This is a genomic window from Streptomyces griseoflavus (assembly GCF_014649995.1).
Classification (GTDB): domain Bacteria; phylum Actinomycetota; class Actinomycetes; order Streptomycetales; family Streptomycetaceae; genus Streptomyces; species Streptomyces griseoflavus.
Genome location: NZ_BMUC01000028.1, coordinates 13,884 through 32,287, shown reverse-complemented (window position 1 = coordinate 32,287; position 18,404 = coordinate 13,884). Strand labels below are relative to the sequence as shown.

At 71.7% G+C, this 18,404-nt stretch carries 16 protein-coding genes; 10 read left to right on the top strand and 6 right to left on the bottom strand.

The window, feature by feature from the left end:
• The coding region (gene rsmI, locus IE172_RS33440) for a 16S rRNA (cytidine(1402)-2'-O)-methyltransferase (RefSeq protein WP_190101128.1) at positions 1 to 508 on the bottom strand (508 nt) is incomplete at its 3' end.
• Between the two features lie 85 nt (positions 509 to 593).
• On the opposite strand from rsmI, the gene IE172_RS33435 reads away from it, so the two are divergent.
• The 5 genes from IE172_RS33435 (at position 594) to IE172_RS33415 (ending at position 8,154) form a co-directional block, all read left to right on the top strand.
• Entirely contained in the window at positions 594 to 2,339 is a 1,746-nt protein-coding gene (locus IE172_RS33435) for a dolichyl-phosphate-mannose--protein mannosyltransferase (protein ID WP_190101127.1), read from the top strand.
• A 175-nt stretch (positions 2,340 to 2,514) separates the two neighbouring features.
• Positions 2,515 to 3,090: a DUF6932 family protein gene (locus IE172_RS33430; protein ID WP_438817033.1), complete on the top strand. Its 576-nt coding sequence runs from the start codon at positions 2,515 to 2,517 to the stop codon at positions 3,088 to 3,090.
• Positions 3,087 to 4,082 (top strand): hypothetical protein, encoded by a 996-nt coding sequence (locus IE172_RS33425; protein WP_229886717.1) that lies wholly within the window; start codon positions 3,087 to 3,089, stop codon positions 4,080 to 4,082. The genes IE172_RS33430 and IE172_RS33425 overlap by 4 nt, the downstream gene beginning before the upstream one ends.
• Positions 4,083 to 4,704: 622 nt before the next feature.
• Positions 4,705 to 6,348 carry a penicillin-binding transpeptidase domain-containing protein gene (locus IE172_RS33420; protein ID WP_190101125.1) on the top strand — a complete coding sequence of 548 codons (1,644 nt, stop codon included), beginning with the start codon at positions 4,705 to 4,707 and terminating at the stop codon, positions 6,346 to 6,348.
• 135 nt (positions 6,349 to 6,483) lie between these two features.
• A complete protein-coding gene (locus IE172_RS33415; protein ID WP_190101124.1) occupies positions 6,484 to 8,154 on the top strand; it encodes a penicillin-binding transpeptidase domain-containing protein in 1,671 nt (556 codons plus the stop codon).
• A gap of 30 nt (positions 8,155 to 8,184) precedes the next feature.
• On the opposite strand, the gene IE172_RS33410 is transcribed toward IE172_RS33415, so the two are convergent.
• Complete coding sequence (locus IE172_RS33410; RefSeq protein WP_190101123.1) at positions 8,185 to 8,547, bottom strand: SsgA family sporulation/cell division regulator; 363 nt, start codon at positions 8,545 to 8,547, stop codon at positions 8,185 to 8,187.
• A gap of 190 nt (positions 8,548 to 8,737) precedes the next feature.
• Between IE172_RS33410 and IE172_RS33405 the strand changes: the two genes are divergently transcribed.
• The 4 genes from IE172_RS33405 to IE172_RS33390 all read left to right on the top strand — a co-directional run bounded on the left by IE172_RS33405 (position 8,738) and on the right by IE172_RS33390 (position 12,605).
• A complete protein-coding gene (locus IE172_RS33405) occupies positions 8,738 to 9,799 on the top strand; it encodes an energy-coupling factor ABC transporter permease (RefSeq protein ID WP_190101122.1) in 1,062 nt (353 codons plus the stop codon).
• A gap of 1 nt (position 9,800) precedes the next feature.
• Positions 9,801 to 10,562, top strand: a complete 762-nt coding sequence (gene cbiQ, locus IE172_RS33400; RefSeq protein WP_190101121.1) for a cobalt ECF transporter T component CbiQ — start codon at positions 9,801 to 9,803, stop codon at positions 10,560 to 10,562.
• Positions 10,559 to 11,320 (top strand): energy-coupling factor ABC transporter ATP-binding protein, encoded by a 762-nt coding sequence (locus IE172_RS33395; protein ID WP_229886715.1) that lies wholly within the window; start codon positions 10,559 to 10,561, stop codon positions 11,318 to 11,320. The genes cbiQ and IE172_RS33395 overlap by 4 nt, the downstream gene beginning before the upstream one ends.
• Positions 11,321 to 11,438: 118 nt before the next feature.
• Positions 11,439 to 12,605 (top strand): serine hydrolase domain-containing protein, encoded by a 1,167-nt coding sequence (locus tag IE172_RS33390; protein ID WP_190101119.1) that lies wholly within the window; start codon positions 11,439 to 11,441, stop codon positions 12,603 to 12,605.
• A gap of 51 nt (positions 12,606 to 12,656) precedes the next feature.
• Here the strand turns inward: IE172_RS33390 and IE172_RS33385 are convergent, their stop codons facing one another.
• Complete coding sequence (locus IE172_RS33385) at positions 12,657 to 13,409, bottom strand: sulfite exporter TauE/SafE family protein (protein ID WP_190101118.1); 753 nt, start codon at positions 13,407 to 13,409, stop codon at positions 12,657 to 12,659.
• Between the two features lie 230 nt (positions 13,410 to 13,639).
• Between IE172_RS33385 and IE172_RS33380 the strand changes: the two genes are divergently transcribed.
• Positions 13,640 to 14,542: a LysR family transcriptional regulator gene (locus IE172_RS33380; protein WP_190101117.1), complete on the top strand. Its 903-nt coding sequence runs from the start codon at positions 13,640 to 13,642 to the stop codon at positions 14,540 to 14,542.
• A 121-nt stretch (positions 14,543 to 14,663) separates the two neighbouring features.
• On the opposite strand, the gene IE172_RS33375 is transcribed toward IE172_RS33380, so the two are convergent.
• From IE172_RS33375 to IE172_RS33365, 3 genes are all read right to left on the bottom strand, one after another.
• Positions 14,664 to 14,939 (bottom strand): DUF1876 domain-containing protein, encoded by a 276-nt coding sequence (locus tag IE172_RS33375; RefSeq protein ID WP_190101116.1) that lies wholly within the window; start codon positions 14,937 to 14,939, stop codon positions 14,664 to 14,666.
• A 91-nt stretch (positions 14,940 to 15,030) separates the two neighbouring features.
• A complete protein-coding gene (locus IE172_RS33370) occupies positions 15,031 to 15,876 on the bottom strand; it encodes an EamA family transporter (protein WP_190101115.1) in 846 nt (281 codons plus the stop codon).
• 266 nt (positions 15,877 to 16,142) lie between these two features.
• Positions 16,143 to 18,356 carry an MMPL family transporter gene (locus IE172_RS33365; RefSeq protein WP_190101114.1) on the bottom strand — a complete coding sequence of 738 codons (2,214 nt, stop codon included), beginning with the start codon at positions 18,354 to 18,356 and terminating at the stop codon, positions 16,143 to 16,145.
• Between the last annotated feature and the right edge of the window lie 48 nt (positions 18,357 to 18,404).

Sequence of the window (18,404 nt, the reverse complement as noted above, 5' to 3'; positions counted from 1 at the left end):
CGTCGAGGCGGTGCGGGGCCTCGAAGTAGACGAGGGTGCGCCGCTCGTCCGCGACCTCCCGCAGCCGCCCGAGCCGTTCGCCGGCCTTGCGGGGCAGGAACCCCTCGAAGCAGAACCGGTCGACGGGCAGCCCGGACAGGGCGAGCGCGGTGAGCACGGCGGAGGGGCCGGGCACCGCGGTCACCTTGACGTCCCGCTCGACGGCGGCGGCGACGAGCCGGTAGCCGGGGTCGGACACGGACGGCATCCCGGCGTCCGTCACCAGCAGGACGCGCGCGCCGCCCGCCAGCTCCTCGACCAGTTCGGGGGTGCGGGCGGACTCGTTGCCCTCGAAGTACGACACGACGCGGCCCTTGGGGGTGACGCCGAGCGCCTGGGTCAGCCGCCGCAGCCTGCGCGTGTCCTCGGCGGCGATCACGTCGGCGCCGGCCAGTTCCGCGGCGAGCCGGGGCGGCGCGTCGGAGATGTCGCCGATGGGGGTGCCTGCGAGTACGAGGGTTCCGGTCACGGGCCCATCCTCCCAGTTGCGGACGGAGGCGGGGCATACCGCCCATGCGCGGGACTCCCACAGCGCGGTTCCCTACGATGGCGCGGTGACCAGTACCGCGTCCTCCAGGGACACCCGGCAGGAGCAGTCGCCGTTCGAGCAGCGGCAGACGTGGCAGCAGCGGCTGCGTCGTTTCGGCTACCGGACGCCGGACCCCAGAGGGGACGTCCGTGACCGTCTGGTCCCGCCGTACACCCGTCCCTCGGGCCGGCTGTGGTCGACGCTCGGGGTGCCGCCGCTGTCGGCGCGGCGCCTCACGCGCTGGTCGGCGTGGGGCGGCCCACTGCTGGTGACGCTGCTGGCGGGGGTGCTGCGGTTCTGGAACCTGGGCAGCCCCAAGGCGGTGATATTCGACGAGACGTACTACGCCAAGGACGCGTGGGCGATCGTCCACCGGGGCTTCGAGGTCAACTGGGACAAGAACGCCAACAGCCTGATCCTGAACTCCGGCGGCGACGTCCCGATCCCCACCGACGCGGCGTACGTGGTGCATCCGCCGGTCGGGAAGTACGTCATCGGGCTGGGCGAGCTGATGTTCGGCTTCGACCCGTTCGGCTGGCGGTTCATGACCGCGCTGCTGGGCACGCTGTCCGTGCTGATGCTGTGCCGGATCGGCCGGCGGCTGTTCCGTTCGACGTTCCTCGGCTGCCTCGCGGGCGCGCTGATGGCGTTGGACGGGCTGCACTTCGTGATGAGCCGGACCGCGCTCCTCGACGGCGTGCTGATGTTCTTCGTGCTCGCGGCGTTCGGCTGCCTGCTGATCGACCGGGACCGGGCGCGGGCGAGACTGGCCGCGGCGCTGCCGGTGGACGCCGAGGGACGGGCCCGGCCCGACGCGGAGACCGCCGAGAACACCCGGCTCGGACTGCGGCCCTGGCGGCTGGCGGCCGGCCTGATGCTGGGCCTGGCGATCGGCACCAAGTGGAACGCGCTGTACATCATGGCGGCGTTCTGCGTGATGGCGGTGCTGTGGGACGTCGGCGCGCGCCGCGTCGCCGGCGCCCGGCGTCCCCGGGTGGCCGTCCTCAGGCGCGACCTGGGCTGGGCGTTCCTGTCCACGGTGCCGGTCGCGGTGGTCACCTACTTCGCGTCCTGGATCGGCTGGATCCTCTCCCCGTCCGACGGCAGCGGCGGCTACTACCGCGACTGGGCCACCCGCGACGGACGCGACAGCGACTGGTCCTGGCTCTTCCCCGACTGGTGGCGCAGCCTGTGGCACTACGAGAACCAGGTCTACGAGTTCCACGTCGGCCTGTCCTCGCCGCACACCTACGAGTCCAACCCGTGGAGCTGGATCGTCACCGGCCGCCCCGTGTCCTACTTCTACGAGTCGCCGGCCCCCGGCGCGGACGGCTGCCCCGCCGACGCGGGCGAGAAGTGCGCCCAGGAGGTCCTCGCCATCGGCACGCCGATGCTGTGGTGGGTGGGCTGCTTCGCCCTGCTGTACGTGCTGTGGCGGTGGTTCTTCCGCCGCGACTGGCGCGCGGGCGCCATCGCCTGCGGCATCGCGGCCGGCTACGTCCCCTGGTTCCTCTACCAGGAACGCACGATCTTCTTCTTCTACGCCGTCGTCTTCCTCCCCTTCCTGTGCCTGGCCGTCGCGATGCTCCTGGGCGCCCTGGTCGGCCCACCCCGCTCCGGCGACACCCGCCGCGTCGCCGGCGCCACGGCAGCGGGCGTCCTGACCCTGCTGATCGCCTGGAACTTCATCTACTTCTGGCCCATCTTCACCGGCACCCCGATCCCGATCGACGACTGGCGGGCGCGGATGTGGCTGGATACGTGGGTCTGACTGCGTAGACGCGCCAGTGACCACGACGGCGGCTCAGCGCCGTCGTGGGCACCGTTGGTCGTCAGTGGCCGACACCCGCCCCCTTCGGACGGCCCCCGGACGGCCCAGGCACGCGCCCCCTGCGTCACGAGGATCGAAGCGGCTGCATGGGGCATGTCCCGCCGCTAGGATCGCGATGCCGATCAAGCGGGAGGGGGGATCGAGCATTTTGAGCTGTTTGCCCAACCTTGACCCTGAGACAGGGCTGCTGCCGCCGGGCCGTTACGCAGCCTCCATGGATGAGTTGTACACCGCGCTCGTTACATCCACAGGGTCTGCGATTCGCCGCGAGATCTGGGAAGAATGGTCTACGCACCGCACCATGGTGGAGACGCAGGTGGGGGAGATCAGCCGCATGTGGGTCGGAGGGAGCTTTGTGAGCAGCAAGCCCGACCCCAGCGATGTGGACGTGACCTACCTGGTCAGCGCCAGTTACTACGACGCGCTCGATCACGACACGCTGGTGGACCTCAACGATCTCACCGATGCCGGCTGGTGCGCGGAGTCGGGCTTGCGCGTCGACGCCCTGATCTTGCGACTTCCGAAGAGGTTGCCGGTATCGCAGATGGCACCCAGCCTCCTGGACAGCGAAACGAGCGAGTCATTTCGTGACCTTGGCCTCTACGATGAGGTGTGCCAAGCCGTCAAGCCCGCATCTGTCCACTCAGTGCCGAGTGAACTGCGCCGAGGCTACGTAGAGGTGCTGCTATGACATCGCGCGCACCCATGCCCGACCCGTCGGACAAGGACGCCCTCCGGCAGTGGATGAGGCAGATCCGGAACAACCGCGCTCACGGCGGCTCTGAGGCGCCCGCGACGCCTGCAGAATTCGCCACAGTCCAGCGCAGGAGACTCCTGCAATCCGTCGGAGCCCCGCTTGATGATTCTGAGCGACGACGACTCGATGTGGCCCTCACTGGGGCACCGACAGCTCAGCATATGGTCCCCGTTTCAACACTCGGGGCCTTTCTGACACATCTACAAGATTCCGTCTCCGCTGTTGCTCAAGCCGTCTATGGACGTCCAACCAGCTTCGCTTCCATTCCACGGGATATCCGTGATGCCACCACCCTGAGCGCCACTGCCACTTACCCCTCCTCATTTGGCGTGACAATTTACGGGCCGTCGATCGATGCAGACCAGCACGATCTGTTCGGCGAGGCCCCTGGGCGTCTGAACACGGTTCTCGATGAAGCAATGGGGAAAGTGCTTGACATCGTCGACCTTTCGGAAGGCGCTACCTCCTCCAATGATCTCCTGACGGAGCAGCTCGCCCCGCTCGGTCAGAGAGCCATGAAGCACATCGGCGCTCTCACCACTGATCTTACGGACGCCGGCATGGGCGTACAGGTAACCTGGCGCGCCCACGGAGGGGCCGTCAGGCGTAGCAACTGGACGCCCTCTGGAGCACTGCGAGTTCGCTACCTCTGCGAGGAAAGTGAATTCACGGACGCCGAACGCGTTACCGTGTCGGGTTGGCTGGGCACGGCCAGCTCCTTCCGCGGGAAAGTCGAAATCCGAACCGACAGTGGCGAGATAATCCGCGCCAGCACTGACGAAGAGCTCACTGGGCAGCTTGACGTGTACTTCAACAGGCGCGTCTCAGCCGAGGTCGAGGTAACAAAGGTCGTCTTCGCTGGCGGACGCGAACGAAAGCTCTACTCGGTCCTGAACATCCGAAAAGTGGATGGTGCCGAGTCTTGATTTAGTTGACCGGCCTACGAGGTTTGAGCTCTCGGAGTGGGTGGTTCCTGGCCGAACAAACCAGGCGCCCCCCGGCTTGCCTTACGGGGATAGGCATAACCTTGGAGCGGCGAGAGTTCCGCGGATGGGACCGAAGACGACCGAGGTCTACGAAACGCTGCACCAACGGCTTGCTCGACGGTGCGTAAGGCAAGCCCGGAGACAAGATCGCGTCCGAGCGCACGCTGACCAAGGAACTGGCATCGGCCTGCGCTCCGGCAGGTGCTCGCCCGTCTGGCGACCGAGGGCGCCTTGGAGTGTACGGGGACGCAGCTCGCACCGGGTGTCAGGCGCGGTCACTGTGAAGGCACCGGGCGGATAGGAGCCGTGACGTATCCAGTGAGCGTGAGTTGTACGACAACCAATGGGCGAAGCTCGTCTTGCTGGCGGGCGCGGATGTGGCTGGATACGTGGGTGTAGTCGAGGGGCGGTGGCGGGGGCTGGGGTGGGTGGGGTCTCCGTTGGGACAACAAACGGAAACAGCCGCCCCGGTCGGGATCCGCAGCGCATAGAGTGCTGACGCGCCGGGCTTTCTGAACACGTTCAGAAGGCGTGGGGGCCCGGCGGAGGAGGGGGACGCCCGATGGGCAAGGGGGTCAAGGTCGCCGTCATCGGCGGTGTGTTCGCGGTGATGGTGGGCGGTGCCGGGTACGGGGCGTTCAACCTCGTGTCGGCCGTGAACGGCGGCGGGGGCGGCGGCGGGGCGGCGGAGACGAGGAGGTCGGGGCCGCCCGACCGGGACGAGGTCAGGAAGACGGCCGAGGCGTTCTTCGGGGCGTGGGAGAAGGGGCAGCCGGAGCGGGCGGCGTCGTACACGAACAACGCGCAGGCGGCCGGCGGGCTGCTCGCGGGGTACGGCGAGGAGGCGCACATCGGCGGCGTCGAGATCACTCCGGGTACGGCCACCGGCACCAGCGTTCCGTTCACCGTGAAGGCGACCGTCTCCTACGAGGGGAAGTCGAAGCCGCTGAGCTACGAGAGCCGGCTGACCGTGGTGCGCGGGGAGACCACCGGGCGGGCGCTGGTCGACTGGAAGCCGTCCGTGCTGCACCCGGACCTGAAGGAGGGCGACACCCTCGTCACCGGGGAGGCCGTGCAGCCGCCCATCGAGGCCGTGGGCCGTGACGGTTCGGTTTTGACGAAGGAGAAGTTCCCCTCGCTCGGTCCGGTCCTGGACACCCTGCGCCAGAAGTACGGCGAGCAGGCCGGGGGCACCCCGGGGGTGGAACTGGTGGTCAGGCACGGGGAGTCGGCCGCGGGGGAGGCCGCCGCGGACACCCCGCTGCTGACGCTCGCCGAGGGGGAGCCGGGAAAGCTGCGCACGACGCTCAGTGCCGGGGTGCAGGCGGCGGCCGAGAAGGCGGTGCGGAAGTTCGCCGAGTCGTCGGTGGTGGCGGTGAAGCCGAGCACCGGTGAGGTGCTCGCGGTGGCCAACCACCGTGCGGACGGGTTCAACGCGGCCTTCCAGGGCCAGGTCGCCCCCGGCTCCACCATGAAGATCATCACTGCGGCGATGCTCATAGACAACGGCGTGACGTCGATGAACGGTCCGGCGCCCTGTCCGGCGAGCGCGGTGTGGCAGAGCCAGACCTTCAAGAACCTCGAGGGCATGGACCCCGACGAGGGCGCCACGCTCGCCCACAGCTTCCGGCGTTCCTGCAACACGGCCTTCGTCAAGCTCGTCGACGAGCAGCCGCTCACCTCCCAGTCCCTCACCCGGGAGGCGCAGGAACGGTTCGGGCTGGGCCGGGACGACTGGAAGACCGGCATCGCCTCCTTCGACGGCAGCGTTCCCGCCGTCGAGGGTCCCGACCGGGCGGCGAACGCCATCGGGCAGGGCCAGGTGCAGATGAACCCGCTGAACATGGCCTCGGTGACGGCCACCGCCATCACCGGCGCCTTCCGCCAGCCCTACCTCGTCTCCCCGGAGCTCGACGACCGGCAGCTGGCGCGGGCCAAGGGCCTCCCGGCGGGCACGGCCGCCCAGTTGAAGCAGATGATGCGGCTCACCGCGACGCAGGGCACCGCGCGGGAGGCCATGGCCGGCCTCGGCGGTGACATCGGCGCGAAGACGGGTTCCGCGGAGGTCGACGGCAACGCCACGTCGGACAGCTGGTTCACCGGCTTCCGGGGTGATGTGGCGGCGGCGGCCATGGCCCAGCAGGGCGGACACGGCGGCGACGCGGCCGGCCCGATTGTCGCAGCCGTGCTACGAGCGGGCAGCTGATCACACCGCACGGTTGACAGGACTCTAGGGTGGGGTGCGTCGCGGCGCACCGAAGCGCCCAGGGGGGACACGAGCGCCACACGAGCCACGCGGGTCAGCGGGTGCCCCGGCGAGGCAGCGGAGGAACGGAAACCAGTGGGGAACAGAGTGCGCGCAGCCGGTGAGGGGCGGAAGACGAGGCCCGCCGTGATCGGCGCGGTGATCGCCGTGGTCGTCGGCGGCGGTGGTTTCGGCGCCTACGCGCTGCTCGGGGGCGGTGCCGGCACCGAGGACGGCACCCGGACGGCCGCCGCGCGGGAGGACGTCAAGACCGGCCCGCTGTCCGCCGCCGAGGTCACCGGCGCCGCCGGACGCTTCCTCACCGCCTGGGCCGCCGGCCAGGTGTCCGAGGCCGCCGCCGCCACGGACGACCCCGCGGCCGCCACCGCCCTGCTGACCGCCTACGCCAAGGACGCCCGGGTCGGGAACCTCACCCTCACCCCGGGCACCGCCGCCGGCGGCAAGGTCCCCTTCGCCCTGAAGGGCACGGTGTCGTTCGAGGACGCCGTGAAGCCGCTGGCGTACGACAGCGCGCTGACCGTCGTGCGCCGGGCCGGGGACGGTGAGCCGCGGGTCGAGTGGCAGCCGTCCGTGGTGCATCCCGAATTGAAGGACGGCGACCGGCTCGTCACCGGTGAGGCGGGCACCCCGCCGGTGAAGGCGCTGGACCGTGACGGCGGCGAGCTGACCACGGAGAAGTACCCCTCCCTCGGGTCGGTGCTGGACGGGCTGCGGGCGAAGTACGGGGAGAAGGCGGGCGGCGCGGCCGGGATCGAGCTGCGGATCGTGCGCGGCGAGGCGTCGCAGAAGGCGAAGCTGTCCGACAAGACGCTGCTGGAGCTGAGCGAGGGCACGCCGGGCACCGTGCGGACGACGCTGAACCCGTCGCTGCAGTCGGCCGCCGAGGCGCAGGTGGCGGCGAAGAAGCGGGCGTCGGTGGTGGTGCTGCGGCCGTCGACCGGCGAGATACTCGCGGTGGCGAACTCCTCGCGCGGTTTCAACACCGCGTTCCAGGGTTCGCTGGCGCCGGGGTCCACGATGAAGGTGGTCACCGCCTCGATGCTGATCGAGAAGGGGCTCGCCTCGATGGACGAGAAGCACCCGTGCCCGAAGTACTTCAGCTACGGCGGCTGGAAGTTCCAGAACCTCGACGAGTTCGAGATCAAGGGCGGTACGTTCCGGGCGAGTTTCGCCCGCTCCTGCAACACCGCCTTCATCAGCCAGGCGCCCGAGCTGGAGAACGACGACCTGACCGAGCACACCCAGCAGGTGTTCGGGCTGGGGAAGAACGACTGGCAGGTCGGTGTGCCCACCTTCGACGGCTCGGTGCCGGTGCAGAAGGACGCGCCGATGGGGGCGTCCCTGATCGGCCAGGGCGGGGTGCGGATGAATCCGCTGAACATGGCGTCGGTGTCGGCGACGGTCAAGGCGGGCGTCTTCCACCAGCCGTACCTGGTCTCCCCCGAGGTCGACGGGCGCAAGCTGGCGACGGCCTCGCGCACCCTGTCGGCTGGCACGCTGGCGCAGCTGCGGGAGCTGATGGCGTACACGGCGACCTCCGGCACGGCCGCGGAGGCGATGGCCGGGGTGGGCGGTGACAAGGGCGCGAAGACCGGGTCGGCCGAGGTCGACGGGCAGAAGAAGCCCAACGGCTGGTTCACCGCCTACCGCGGTGACCTGGCCGCCGCCGGTGTGGTGCAGGAGGGCGGCCACGGCGGCAAGACGGCCGGGCCGATGGTGGCGGCGCTGCTGAAGGCCGGCGGCTGAGCGACGCGGCCGGGGGCGGCGGCCAGGGGGTCAGTGCGGGACGGGTTCCGCGGCGGCGACGTGCGTGGCGCGCAGGAACCGGGTCAGGGTCCTGGTCTCGAACTCCACCACCGAGACGCCCTGCGGGCTGTGGAACTCCACCACGGCCTGCACCCGGCCGCACGGCCACACCCGTATGCCGCCGTCGGTCACGGGGCCGCGCAGACCCCGCTCCAGCAGTTCCCGCTCCACGGCCCACTCGCGGGGCACGGTGCCCGGCAGCCGCACCCGTACGCACCGGGGGTCGTCCTCGGGGTCGTACCTCAGGACGACGGGGACGGCCCCGCCGTTCTCCAGCCGGGGGTCGGCATCCGTGACGATGTGGACTCGCGCGTACTGCTCGACTACGGACATCCGTGGGCCCCTTACGCTGAGTGACTGTGCACCGAAGGCTTGTCTTTCGTGTACCCACTGCCTGTTCCATCGTGCACCCGTTTCGGAACCCTCGCTTCCGAGCGGCGAATATCACAGCCGAGGTATGGGGCGGGTAAAACAAGAGCCTCGCTCTTGCGCATCGTTTGCAACTGGCCGCACCATCGACTGCGTGCACGCACCTGACGGATTCATCGACGTCCCCGTGTCCGCCGCGGCCGGAGTGCTCGCCGCCGGCGCGATCGCCGTCAGCCTGCGGGGGGCCCGGAGGGAACTCGACGAGCGGACGGCGCCGCTGGCCGGGCTGGTCGCGGCGTTCGTCTTCGCCGCCCAGATGCTGAACTTCCCCGTCGCGGGGGGCACCAGCGGCCATCTGCTGGGCGGCGCCCTCGCCGCGATCCTCGTCGGCCCGTACACCGGGATCCTCTGCGTCTCCGTCGTCCTGCTGATGCAGGCCGTCCTCTTCGCCGACGGCGGACTGACCGCCCTCGGCGTGAACATCACCACCATGGCGATCACCACGGCGGTCGTCGCGTATCCGCTCTTCCGCGGGCTGGTGACGGTGCTGCCGCGCACCCGCCGCTCGGTGACCGTCGCGTCCTTCGTCGCGGCCCTGGTCTCCGTCCCCGCCTCCGCGGTCGTCTTCACCCTGCTGTACGCGATCGGCGGCACCACCGACGTCTCGATCGGCAAGGTCGCCGCCGCCATGGTGGGCGTGCACCTCCTCATCGGTCTCGGCGAGGCCGTGATCACCGCCCTGACCGTCGGCGCGGTCGTCGCGGTGCGCCCCGACCTGGTGCACGGGGCACGCGGGCTGCGCCCGAAACTCAAACTGCGGGTGGACGGCGAGCTGGTCGACGCCCCCGACGCCCCCGAGCCCGCCCCGGCCCCCGCCCGCTCCCGGCGGAAGGTCTGGGTCACCGGTCTGGTCACCTCCCTGGTCCTCGCGGGGTTCGTCAGCTTCTACGCTTCCGCCGACCCCGACGGCCTGGAGAAGGTGGCCGGCGACCACGGCATCGACAAGAAGGCGGAGGAGCACACGATCGCCGACTCGCCGCTGGCCGACTACGGCGTCAAGGACGTCGACAACGCCCGCCTCTCCGGCGCCCTGGCGGGCGTGACCGGCGTCGGCGTGACGGTCGTCGCGGGCACCGCCGTGTTCTGGGTGGTGGTCCGCGGACGGCGCACGGACCGGGACGCCGACACCACCACGCACGACGACTCGAACGTCTGACATGGGCGCCGGCCACGCGCACCGGCTCTACCGGCACGGGCACTCCCCCGTGCACGCCCTGCCGCCGCACACCAAACTCGCCGCCGTCCTCGCCTTCGTGGTCGTCGTGGTGTCGACGCCGCGTGAGGCGATGTGGGCGTTCGCGGCGTACGCCGGACTGCTCGCCCTGGTCGCCTACGCCGCCCGCGTGCCGCCCGGCTTCCTGCTCAGACGGCTGCTGATCGAGGTGCCGTTCGTCGCGTTCGCCGCGCTCCTGCCGTTCGTGGCGCGGGGCGAGCGCGTCGACGTCCTCGGGCTGTCACTGAGCGTCGACGGCCTGTGGGGCGCATGGAACGTGCTGGCCAAGGGCACACTGGGCGTCGCCGCCTCGGTCCTCCTCGCCGCCACCACCGAACTGCGCGAGGTGCTCCTCGGCCTCCAGCGGCTGCGGCTGCCGCCGCTGCTGGTGCAGATCGCCTCCTTCATGGTCCGCTACGGCGACGTCGTCACCGACGAGATGCGGCGCATGCGCATCGCCCGCGAGTCCCGGGGTTTCGAGGCGCGCGGGGTGCGGCACTGGGGCGTCCTCGCGAAGTCGGCGGGCGCGCTGTTCATCCGCTCCTACGAACGCGGCGAACGCGTCCACCTGGCCATGGTGAGCCGCGGTTACGCCGGTTCCATGCCGGTGATCGACGAGGTGACCGCGTCCCGGGCACAGTGGTGCCGTGCCCTCGCCCTCCCGTCCGCCGCTTTCGTCGTGTGTCTGCTGGGATGGACCGTATGAGTACCGCGTCCCTGGCCGTCGCCGGCCTCGCCTTCGCCTACCCCGACGGCCACCAGGCCCTCTTCGGCGTCGACTTCACGGTCGCCCGCGGTGAACGCGTCGCGCTGCTCGGCCCCAACGGTGCCGGCAAGACCACTCTCGTGCTGCACCTCAACGGCATCCTCACCGGCGGCACCGGCACGGTGACGGTGGCAGGACTGGAGGTCGGCAAGCGGCACATGGCGGAGATCCGGCGCCGGGTCGGCATCGTCTTCCAGGACCCCGACGACCAGCTCTTCATGCCGACGGTGCGCGAGGACGTGGCGTTCGGGCCGGCGGCGGCCGGGATCAAGGGGGCCGAACTGGAGGAGCGGGTGGACCGGGCGCTGGGCCTGGTCGGCATGGCCGAGTTCAAGGACCGCCCGCCGCACCACCTGTCCTTCGGGCAGCGGCGCCGGGTGGCCGTGGCGACCGTACTCGCCATGGAGCCGGAGATCCTGGTCCTCGACGAGCCGTCCTCCAACCTGGACCCCGCCTCCCGCCGCGAACTCGCCGACATCCTGCGCTCCCTGGACGTCACCGTCCTCATGGTCACGCACGACCTGCCGTACGCCCTCGAACTGTGCCCGCGCTCGCTGATCCTCAGCGACGGCGTCATCGCGGCGGACGGCGGCACGGCGGACCTGCTCGCCGACGCCGCGCTGATGCGCGCCCACCGCCTGGAGCTGCCGTACGGCTTCGACCCGCGCTCGGTACCGGCCGCCCCCGGCCGTTCGTAACGATTGCGCGCAGCCGCTCCCGCACAGGAATCGCAGGCGGGCGGGCACCGTTGGATTCGATGGCACAGGCAGGTGTGCGCGGGCGGGTACGCGCACGAGCGGAAGGACCGACAGGGACGTGGACGTCGACGTGCACGGCACAGTGGCCGAGGGCTTCGAGCCGGTCCGGGAGGCGTTCGCGCGGAACTTCGACCGGCTCGGGGACCGGGGCGCGGCCGTCGCCGTGTACCGGGACGGGCACCGGGTCGTCGACCTGTGGGCCGGAGTGAAGGACGTCGACGGCACCGCGCCCTGGCGGCGGGAGACCGCGCAGGTGGTGCGCTCGGCGACCAAGGGCGTCGCCGCCGCCGTCCTCCTGCTGCTGCACGGGCGGGGCGAGCTGGACCTGGACGCGCCGGTCGCCGCGTACTGGCCGGAGTTCAAGGCGCACGGCAAGGAACGGCTGCTGGTCCGGCACGTACTGAGCCATCGCGCCGGGCTGCCGGTGCTGGACGAGCCGCTCACCCCGGCCGAGGCGGCCGACCCGGAGCGGGCCGCCGGGGCGGTCGCCGCCCAGGCTCCCGCGTGGGAGCCGGGCACGGACCACGGCTACCACGCCCTGACCTACGGCTGGCTGCTCGACGAGCTGGTGCGGCGCGTGACCGGCCGGGGATCGGGCGAGTGGATCGCGGCGGAGATCGCCGGCCCGCTGGGCCTGGACCTGTGGGTGGGCCTGCCCGAGGCGCAGGCCCACCGGGTCGGCACGGTCGGCCGGATCGAGGGACCCGAGCCGTCCGGCACGCTCCGCGCCCGCCCCAAGCGCGCGGTCAGCGACGCCTACGCCGACCCGTCCTCGCTGACCCGCCGCGCCTTCGCCGCGATCAGCCCCTTCCCGGACCAGAACGACCCGGCGTTCCGCGCCGCCGCCCTGCCCGCCGCGAACGGCGTCGCCACGGCGGACGGACTGGCCCGCTTCTACGCCTCACTCATCGGCCCCGTCGACGGCGTCCGCCTCCTCGACCCGGCCGGCGTCGCACGCGCCCGCGCCGAGGAGTCGGCGGGCCCCGACCGAGTCCTCGTCGTCGGCACCCGCTTCGGTCTGGGCTACATGCTGCACGGCAGCGCCTCCCCCCTCCTCGCCCCGGGGTCCTTCGGCCACCCCGGCCGCGGCGGCTCCCTCGGCTTCGCCGACCCGGAGTCGGGCATCGCCTTCGGCTACGTCACCAACGGCTTCCGCAGGACGGTGACGGCGGACCCGCGCGCCCAGTCGCTCATACGGGCGGTGCGGCAGGCCCTGGCGGCCTAGGGGGGGTCCGGCCCCACCCGGTCGACGACAGCCCCGGGACCTGTCCGGCCCTCAGACGAGCACGGCCACGGAGGCGACCACGCCCACGGTGACGATGAGGCCGCGCAGGACGGCCGGCGGCAGACGGCGCCCCAGCCGGGCCCCGGTGAAGCCGCCGACCACGGAGCCGGCGGCGATCACGCCCGCCACCGCCCAGTCGACCTGCGTCACCGCGACGAAGACGGCGGCGGCGATGCCGTTGACCAGGGCGGCGAGGTAGTTCTTGAGGGCGTTCAGCCGCTGGATGCCGTCGGGCAGGAACGTGCCGAGCAGGCCCATGAGCAGCACGCCCTGGGCCGCGCCGAAGTAGCCGCCGTACATGCTCGTCCCGAGCACGCCGACGGAGACGGGCAGAACGTTCTCGCCCTGCGGGTGGCTGCCGCGCCGCCGGAGCCACGTCCCGAGGCGGGGCTGGACGAGTACGAGGACACAGGCGAGCAGGATGAGCACCGGTACCGCGGCGCGGAACGTGTCGGCCGGCAGCTTCAGCAGGACGAGCGCGCCGACGAGCCCGCCGCAGAGCGCCACGGCGCCGAGCCTGACCATCCTCGTCCGCTGTCCCGCGAGTTCGCCGCGGTAGCCGTAGGCCGCGCTGAGGACGCCGGGGACGAGACCGATGGTGTTGGAGACGTTCGCCAGGACGGGCGGGTACCCGAAGGCGAGCAGCGTGGGGAAGGTGATCAGGGTTCCGGAACCGACGACGGCGTTGATGCCGCCCGCCGCGACGGCCGCTGCCGCGATGGCCGCTGTTTCGAGAGCGTGCACGGGTCGCCTTCCGGGCGTGGCTCACCGCGAGGGCGCGCGGGGGCCCGGCGGGGTGAGCGAGGGGTCGGAGTGGTGAGGGTCGGCACCCGTCGCGGGCCCGGCGCCGTCCGGAGCGGCGCCGGGCCCGCGACGGGTTGCCGCCCTGGGCCCACGAAGATCGTGGCGTTCTCCAACTACCAAGTCAATCCTAGGATTTACTTGGTTCCCTCCAAGCTGTAGCTTGCCCGTCCATGACTCTCGACGACCTCCGCGTCTTCGTCGCCGTGTGCCGCACCGGCAGCCTGAGTGCCGTCGCCCGTGACCTGTCCCGCACGCAGTCCGCGGTGAGCCAGCACATCAGGCGCCTCGAACACGAGACCGGCATCGCCCTGCTGGAGCGTCATCCGCGGGGCGTGAGACCGACTCCGGCGGGGCAGCTCCTGCACGGCGCGGCAGCGGGCGGTCTGGGCGACATCGACCACGCCCTGCGCCGGCTGCGGGACCTGGTGCACGGCGAGGCGGGCTCGGTGCGCGTCACCACCGGCGCGACCACGGTCCGCCACTTCATGTCCGAGGCCGTGGTCGCCTTCCGCCGCCGACACCCCGAGGTGAGCCTGGAGTTCCAGACCGCGCACTCCAGCCGCAGCTGCTTCGACGCCCTCCTCACCGGCGGGCTCGACATCGCCTGGATCACCCTGGGCGAGCCGGTCCGCGGAATCGAGCAACGGCCCGTGGTCGAGCTGCCCTGGGTCCTCGCCACCAACTCGGACGACCCGTTGGCCGCGAAGTCCCGTATCGACGTCTCCGACTTGGCCGACATCCGGCTGATCGGACTGCCCGAGGACGCCACGTCCCGCTCCCGGCTGGACGCCTGGTTCGCGGCGTCCGGCATCGAGCCGGCCTCGGACACCAGCGTCGCCGACTGGGACACCGCGATCCTGCTGGCCGAACTCGGCCTGGGTCACGCCGTCGTCCCCGACCTGCCCGGCTGGCACGGCCCCGCCCACCCCCGTCTGCGGCTGATCCCCGTCCCGGACCTGCCCGCCCTCTGGACGGGCTGGGCCGTACGCCGCTGGGACGCGCTGCCGCCGCTCGTGCGAACCTTCGCCGACACGGTCGAGGAGAGCTGCGGCAGGGTCTTCCGCACCGGATGACGGCGGAGGCCGGCCGGGCGGCCCGCGCCCCGGGCCGCCTGCCGGCCCCGACGGGCGGACGGAACCTGCTCCGGCACTCCCCGGGTTCTCGGCGGAACCTGCTCCGGTACTTCCCGGGTCCTCAGATGTGGATGGCGTGCGACGTCCGCCCCGACGCGTCGTCGATCTCGCCGTGCGCCTTGGTCAGCATCTGCAGGGCGAGTTCGTTCAGCGCCCGCGCACCGGCGATCTCCTCCCCGACGCGGGGCTGATTGGCGTCGGTGTGGTGCCGGTTGGCGTGCCCGTGCGCGCGTACTTCGGTCCCGTCGGGCAGCCGGACCATCGCGGCCGCGCGCGTGCGCTGGTCGTCCTCCATGAACTCCAGCTCCACATGCCATCCCACTGCGGTGTGCGTCATGACGATCACCTCCGGAATTCCTCTCACTCCAGGGTGCTCCTCCCCCCGAACGGCCGCACCCCCGCGCCCGTAGGCGCACCGCCGCCCGTCCTCACCCCGTGCGCAGCATCAGCCCGATCCCGACGACGAGCAGCCCGGCCGCCGCGATCCGCGGCGCGCCGAACCGCTCCTTGAAGAACACCGCCCCGATGACGGCGCCGACGATGATCGACGATTCGCGCAGGGCCGCGATGGGGGCGAGGGCGGCGCGGGTCTGGGCCCACAGGACGAGGCCGTACGCGAAGACGGACAGGGCGGCGCCGAGGAGTCCGAGTCCGGCGTGCGGCCGGAGGCGCGCGGCCGTCCCGCCCCGCCAGCGCCAGAGGGCGTAGGCCGGGATCGCCGTTCCCTGCACGGCCATCAGCCAGGCGACGTAGCCGGCCGACGAGCCGGAGGCGCGTACGCCGAGCCCGTCGACGACGGTGTAGACGGCGATGGTCAGGCCGGTGGCCAGCGCCGCCCCGACCGCCGCCCAGTCGGGGCGGTGTCCGCGCAGTCCCCACAGGGCGACGCCGCTCAGGCCCGCGCAGGACAGGGCGATCCCGGCGGTGGCCCAGCCGTCCGGCACCTCGTGGGCGAACACGGCGGCCAGCACGGTGACGACCAGGGGCGCGCTGCCCCGGGCGATGGCGTACGCCTGCCCGAAGTCGCCCAGCCGGAAGGACTTCATCAGCAGGGCGTAGTACACCAGGTGAATCGCGGCCGAGCCGAGCAGGTACGGCCAGGCCCCGGCCGCCGGGACCGGGACGAAGGGCAGCGCCGCGAGTCCGATCAGCAGCCCGCCGCCGGAGATCAGGGTGAATCCGACGAGCTTGTCGGTGATGCGGTGCGCGATGGCGTTCCAGCCGGCGTGGGTCACCGCGGCGAGCAGCACGGCCGCGGTGACGGCCGGGGTCACGGAGTGCGCTCGCGCACGCCGGCCCGGGGCGGCCGTGGGCGCCGACGACACCGGCGAGCCGTCGGGTGCGCACGCGCCACGTCATCCACACCGTCGACGAGGGGCAGTTGACGGCCTGGGGCGTTCACGTCGGACACCGCTCCACAGTAGACGAGACCTGACGCGGGGTTCCGGAACTCCCGCGGCCCGGGGCACGGAAGAAGCCGGTGAGGGCACCCCGTCCCCACGGAGCCCTCACCGGCTGGTTCATGTGCGCGTCCGGGCCGTCAGACCCGTACGAGCTCCTTGTCCTCGTTCTTCGGGTCGCCGTGGGCGCTCAGGGACTCGCCCTCGACGTCCACGTTGGGCAGGGCGCGGTCCAGCCACTTCGGCAGCCACCAGGCCTTCTTGCCGAGCAGGGCCAGCACGGCCGGGACGATCGCCATGCGGACGACGAACGCGTCGAAGAGGACGGCGACGGCGAGGCCGAAGCCGATCATCTTGACCATCGAGTCGCTGGAGCCGATGAAGCCGGCGAACACCGCCATCATGATCACCGCGGCGGCGGTCACCACCCGGGCGCTGTACCTGAAGCCGGTCACCACGGCCTGGCGGGGGTTCTCGCCGTGGACGTAGGCCTCCCGGATCCGGGTCACGAGGAAGACCTCGTAGTCCATGGCCAGTCCGAAGACCACGCCGACCATGAAGATCGGCATCATCGACATGATCGGGCCGGTCTCCTCGACGCCCATCAGGCCGGACAGCCAGCCCCACTGGTAGACCGCGACGACCGCGCCGAGGGCCGCGAGCACGGAGAGCAGGAAGCCGAGGGCCGCCTTCAGCGGGACCAGGATCGAGCGGAACACCACGATCAGCAGCAGGAAGGCCAGGCCGACCACGAGCACCAGGTACGGCACCAGCGCGTCGTTGAGCTTCTGGGAGACGTCGATGTTCATCGCGGTCGCACCGGTGACGAGGACGTCGGCACCGCTGTCGGCCTTGATGCCGGCGCCGGCGTCGCGGATGTCGTGGACCAGGTCCTCGGTGGTGACGGAGGAGGGCTTGGCGTCGGGGATCACGGTGATCGTCGCCGTGTCGCCGGCCTTGTTGGGCTGGGCGGGCGAGACGTTCACGACGTTGTCGAGGCCCTTGATGTCCTCGCCGGCCTGCTGGAAAACGGCCTGCGGGTCGTCGCTGCCCTTGGCGTCGACGACGACCACCAGCGGGCCGTTGAAGCCGGGGCCGAAGCCCTCGGAGAGCAGGTCGTAGCCGCGGCGCTGGGTCGTGGACGTCGGCTGCGAGCCGTCGTCGGGCAGGCCCAGTTCGAGAGAGGTGGCCGGGACGGCGGCGGCGCCCAGGCCGACCACGCCGAGCAGCAGCACCGCCATCGGGCGGCGGACGACGAAGCTCGCCCAGCGGGTGCCCATGTTGGGACGGTCCGCCTTCTTCCCGCCGTCGCCGCGGCCACCGCCGAGCAGCTTGCTCTTCTCGCCGGCGGGGCGGACCCGGCGGCCGGCGTAGCCGAGCAGGGCGGGGATCAGGGTGATGGCGATCAGGACCGCGATGGCGACCGTGGCGGCGGCGGCGATGCCCATCTTCGTCAGCATCGGGATGTTGACGACGGACAGGCCGACCAGGGCGATCACGACGGTCAGGCCGGCGAAGACCACCGCGGAGCCGGCGGTGCCGACGGCGCGGCCGGCGGCTTCCTCGCGTGCGCGGCCCTCGGCCAGTTCGGCCCGGTAGCGGGAGACGACGAACAGCGCGTAGTCGATGCCGACCGCGAGGCCGATCATCGAGGCCAGGATGGAGGTGGTGGAGCCGAGGTCGAGGGTGCTGGCCAGGGCGGTGATGCTCGCGACTCCGATACCGACGCCGATGACCGCGGTGAGCAGCGGCAGCCCGGCGGCGAGCAGGGAGCCGAGGGTGATGACGAGGACGATCGCGGCGATGCCGATGCCGATGATCTCGGCGGTGCCGGTCTCGGGCATGGCCTGGAGGGCGTCACCGCCGATCTCGACGGTCAGGCCGGCGTCGCGGGCGTCCTGCGCGGCGGCCTTCAGGGCATCGCGGGAGGTCTCCTCCAGTTCCATGCCGGAGACCTCGTAGGTCACCGAGGCGTAGGCGATGCCGCCGTCCTGGCTGACGCCGCCGCCCTGGTAGGGGTCGGTGACGCGGGCGACCTCGGAGCCGCCGCCGAGCGCGTCGACGGTGTCCTGGACGGTCGTCTTGTTGCCGGCGTCGGTGATCTTCTCGCCGTCCGGCGCCTTGAAGACGACGCGTGCGGTCGCCCCGTCGGCGCTGGAGCCGGGGAAGCGTTCCTCCAGCAGGTCGAAGGCCTTCTGGGCCTCGGTGCCGGGGATGGAGAAGGAGGAGTTGCCGGCCGCGGGGGCGCCGGCCGCGCCGACGCCCGCGAGCGCCAGCAGCGCCACCCAGAACAGGGCTACGAAGTGCCGTCGCCTGAAGGCGAACCGGCCGAGTCGGTAGAGGAAAGTGGCCACGAGGGCGTACTCCCGGTCAGGTCGAGGTTGCTTCGGGGCAGGGTTGAT

Excerpts from the sequence above, each read along its gene's own strand:
- IE172_RS33410 (WP_190101123.1), bottom strand. The coding sequence starts at position 8,547 with ATGTCCGTAGTCGAGCAGTACGCGCGAGTCCACATCGTCACGGATGCC.
- IE172_RS33395 (WP_229886715.1), top strand. The coding sequence starts at position 10,559 with ATGAGTACCGCGTCCCTGGCCGTCGCCGGCCTCGCCTTCGCCTACCCC.
- IE172_RS33420 (WP_190101125.1), top strand. The coding sequence starts at position 4,705 with ATGGGCAAGGGGGTCAAGGTCGCCGTCATCGGCGGTGTGTTCGCGGTG.
- cbiQ (WP_190101121.1), top strand. The coding sequence starts at position 9,801 with ATGGGCGCCGGCCACGCGCACCGGCTCTACCGGCACGGGCACTCCCCC.
- IE172_RS33425 (WP_229886717.1), top strand. The coding sequence starts at position 3,087 with ATGACATCGCGCGCACCCATGCCCGACCCGTCGGACAAGGACGCCCTC.
- IE172_RS33430 (WP_438817033.1), top strand. The coding sequence starts at position 2,515 with ATGCCGATCAAGCGGGAGGGGGGATCGAGCATTTTGAGCTGTTTGCCC.
- IE172_RS33375 (WP_190101116.1), bottom strand. The coding sequence starts at position 14,939 with ATGACGCACACCGCAGTGGGATGGCATGTGGAGCTGGAGTTCATGGAG.
- IE172_RS33380 (WP_190101117.1), top strand. The coding sequence starts at position 13,640 with ATGACTCTCGACGACCTCCGCGTCTTCGTCGCCGTGTGCCGCACCGGC.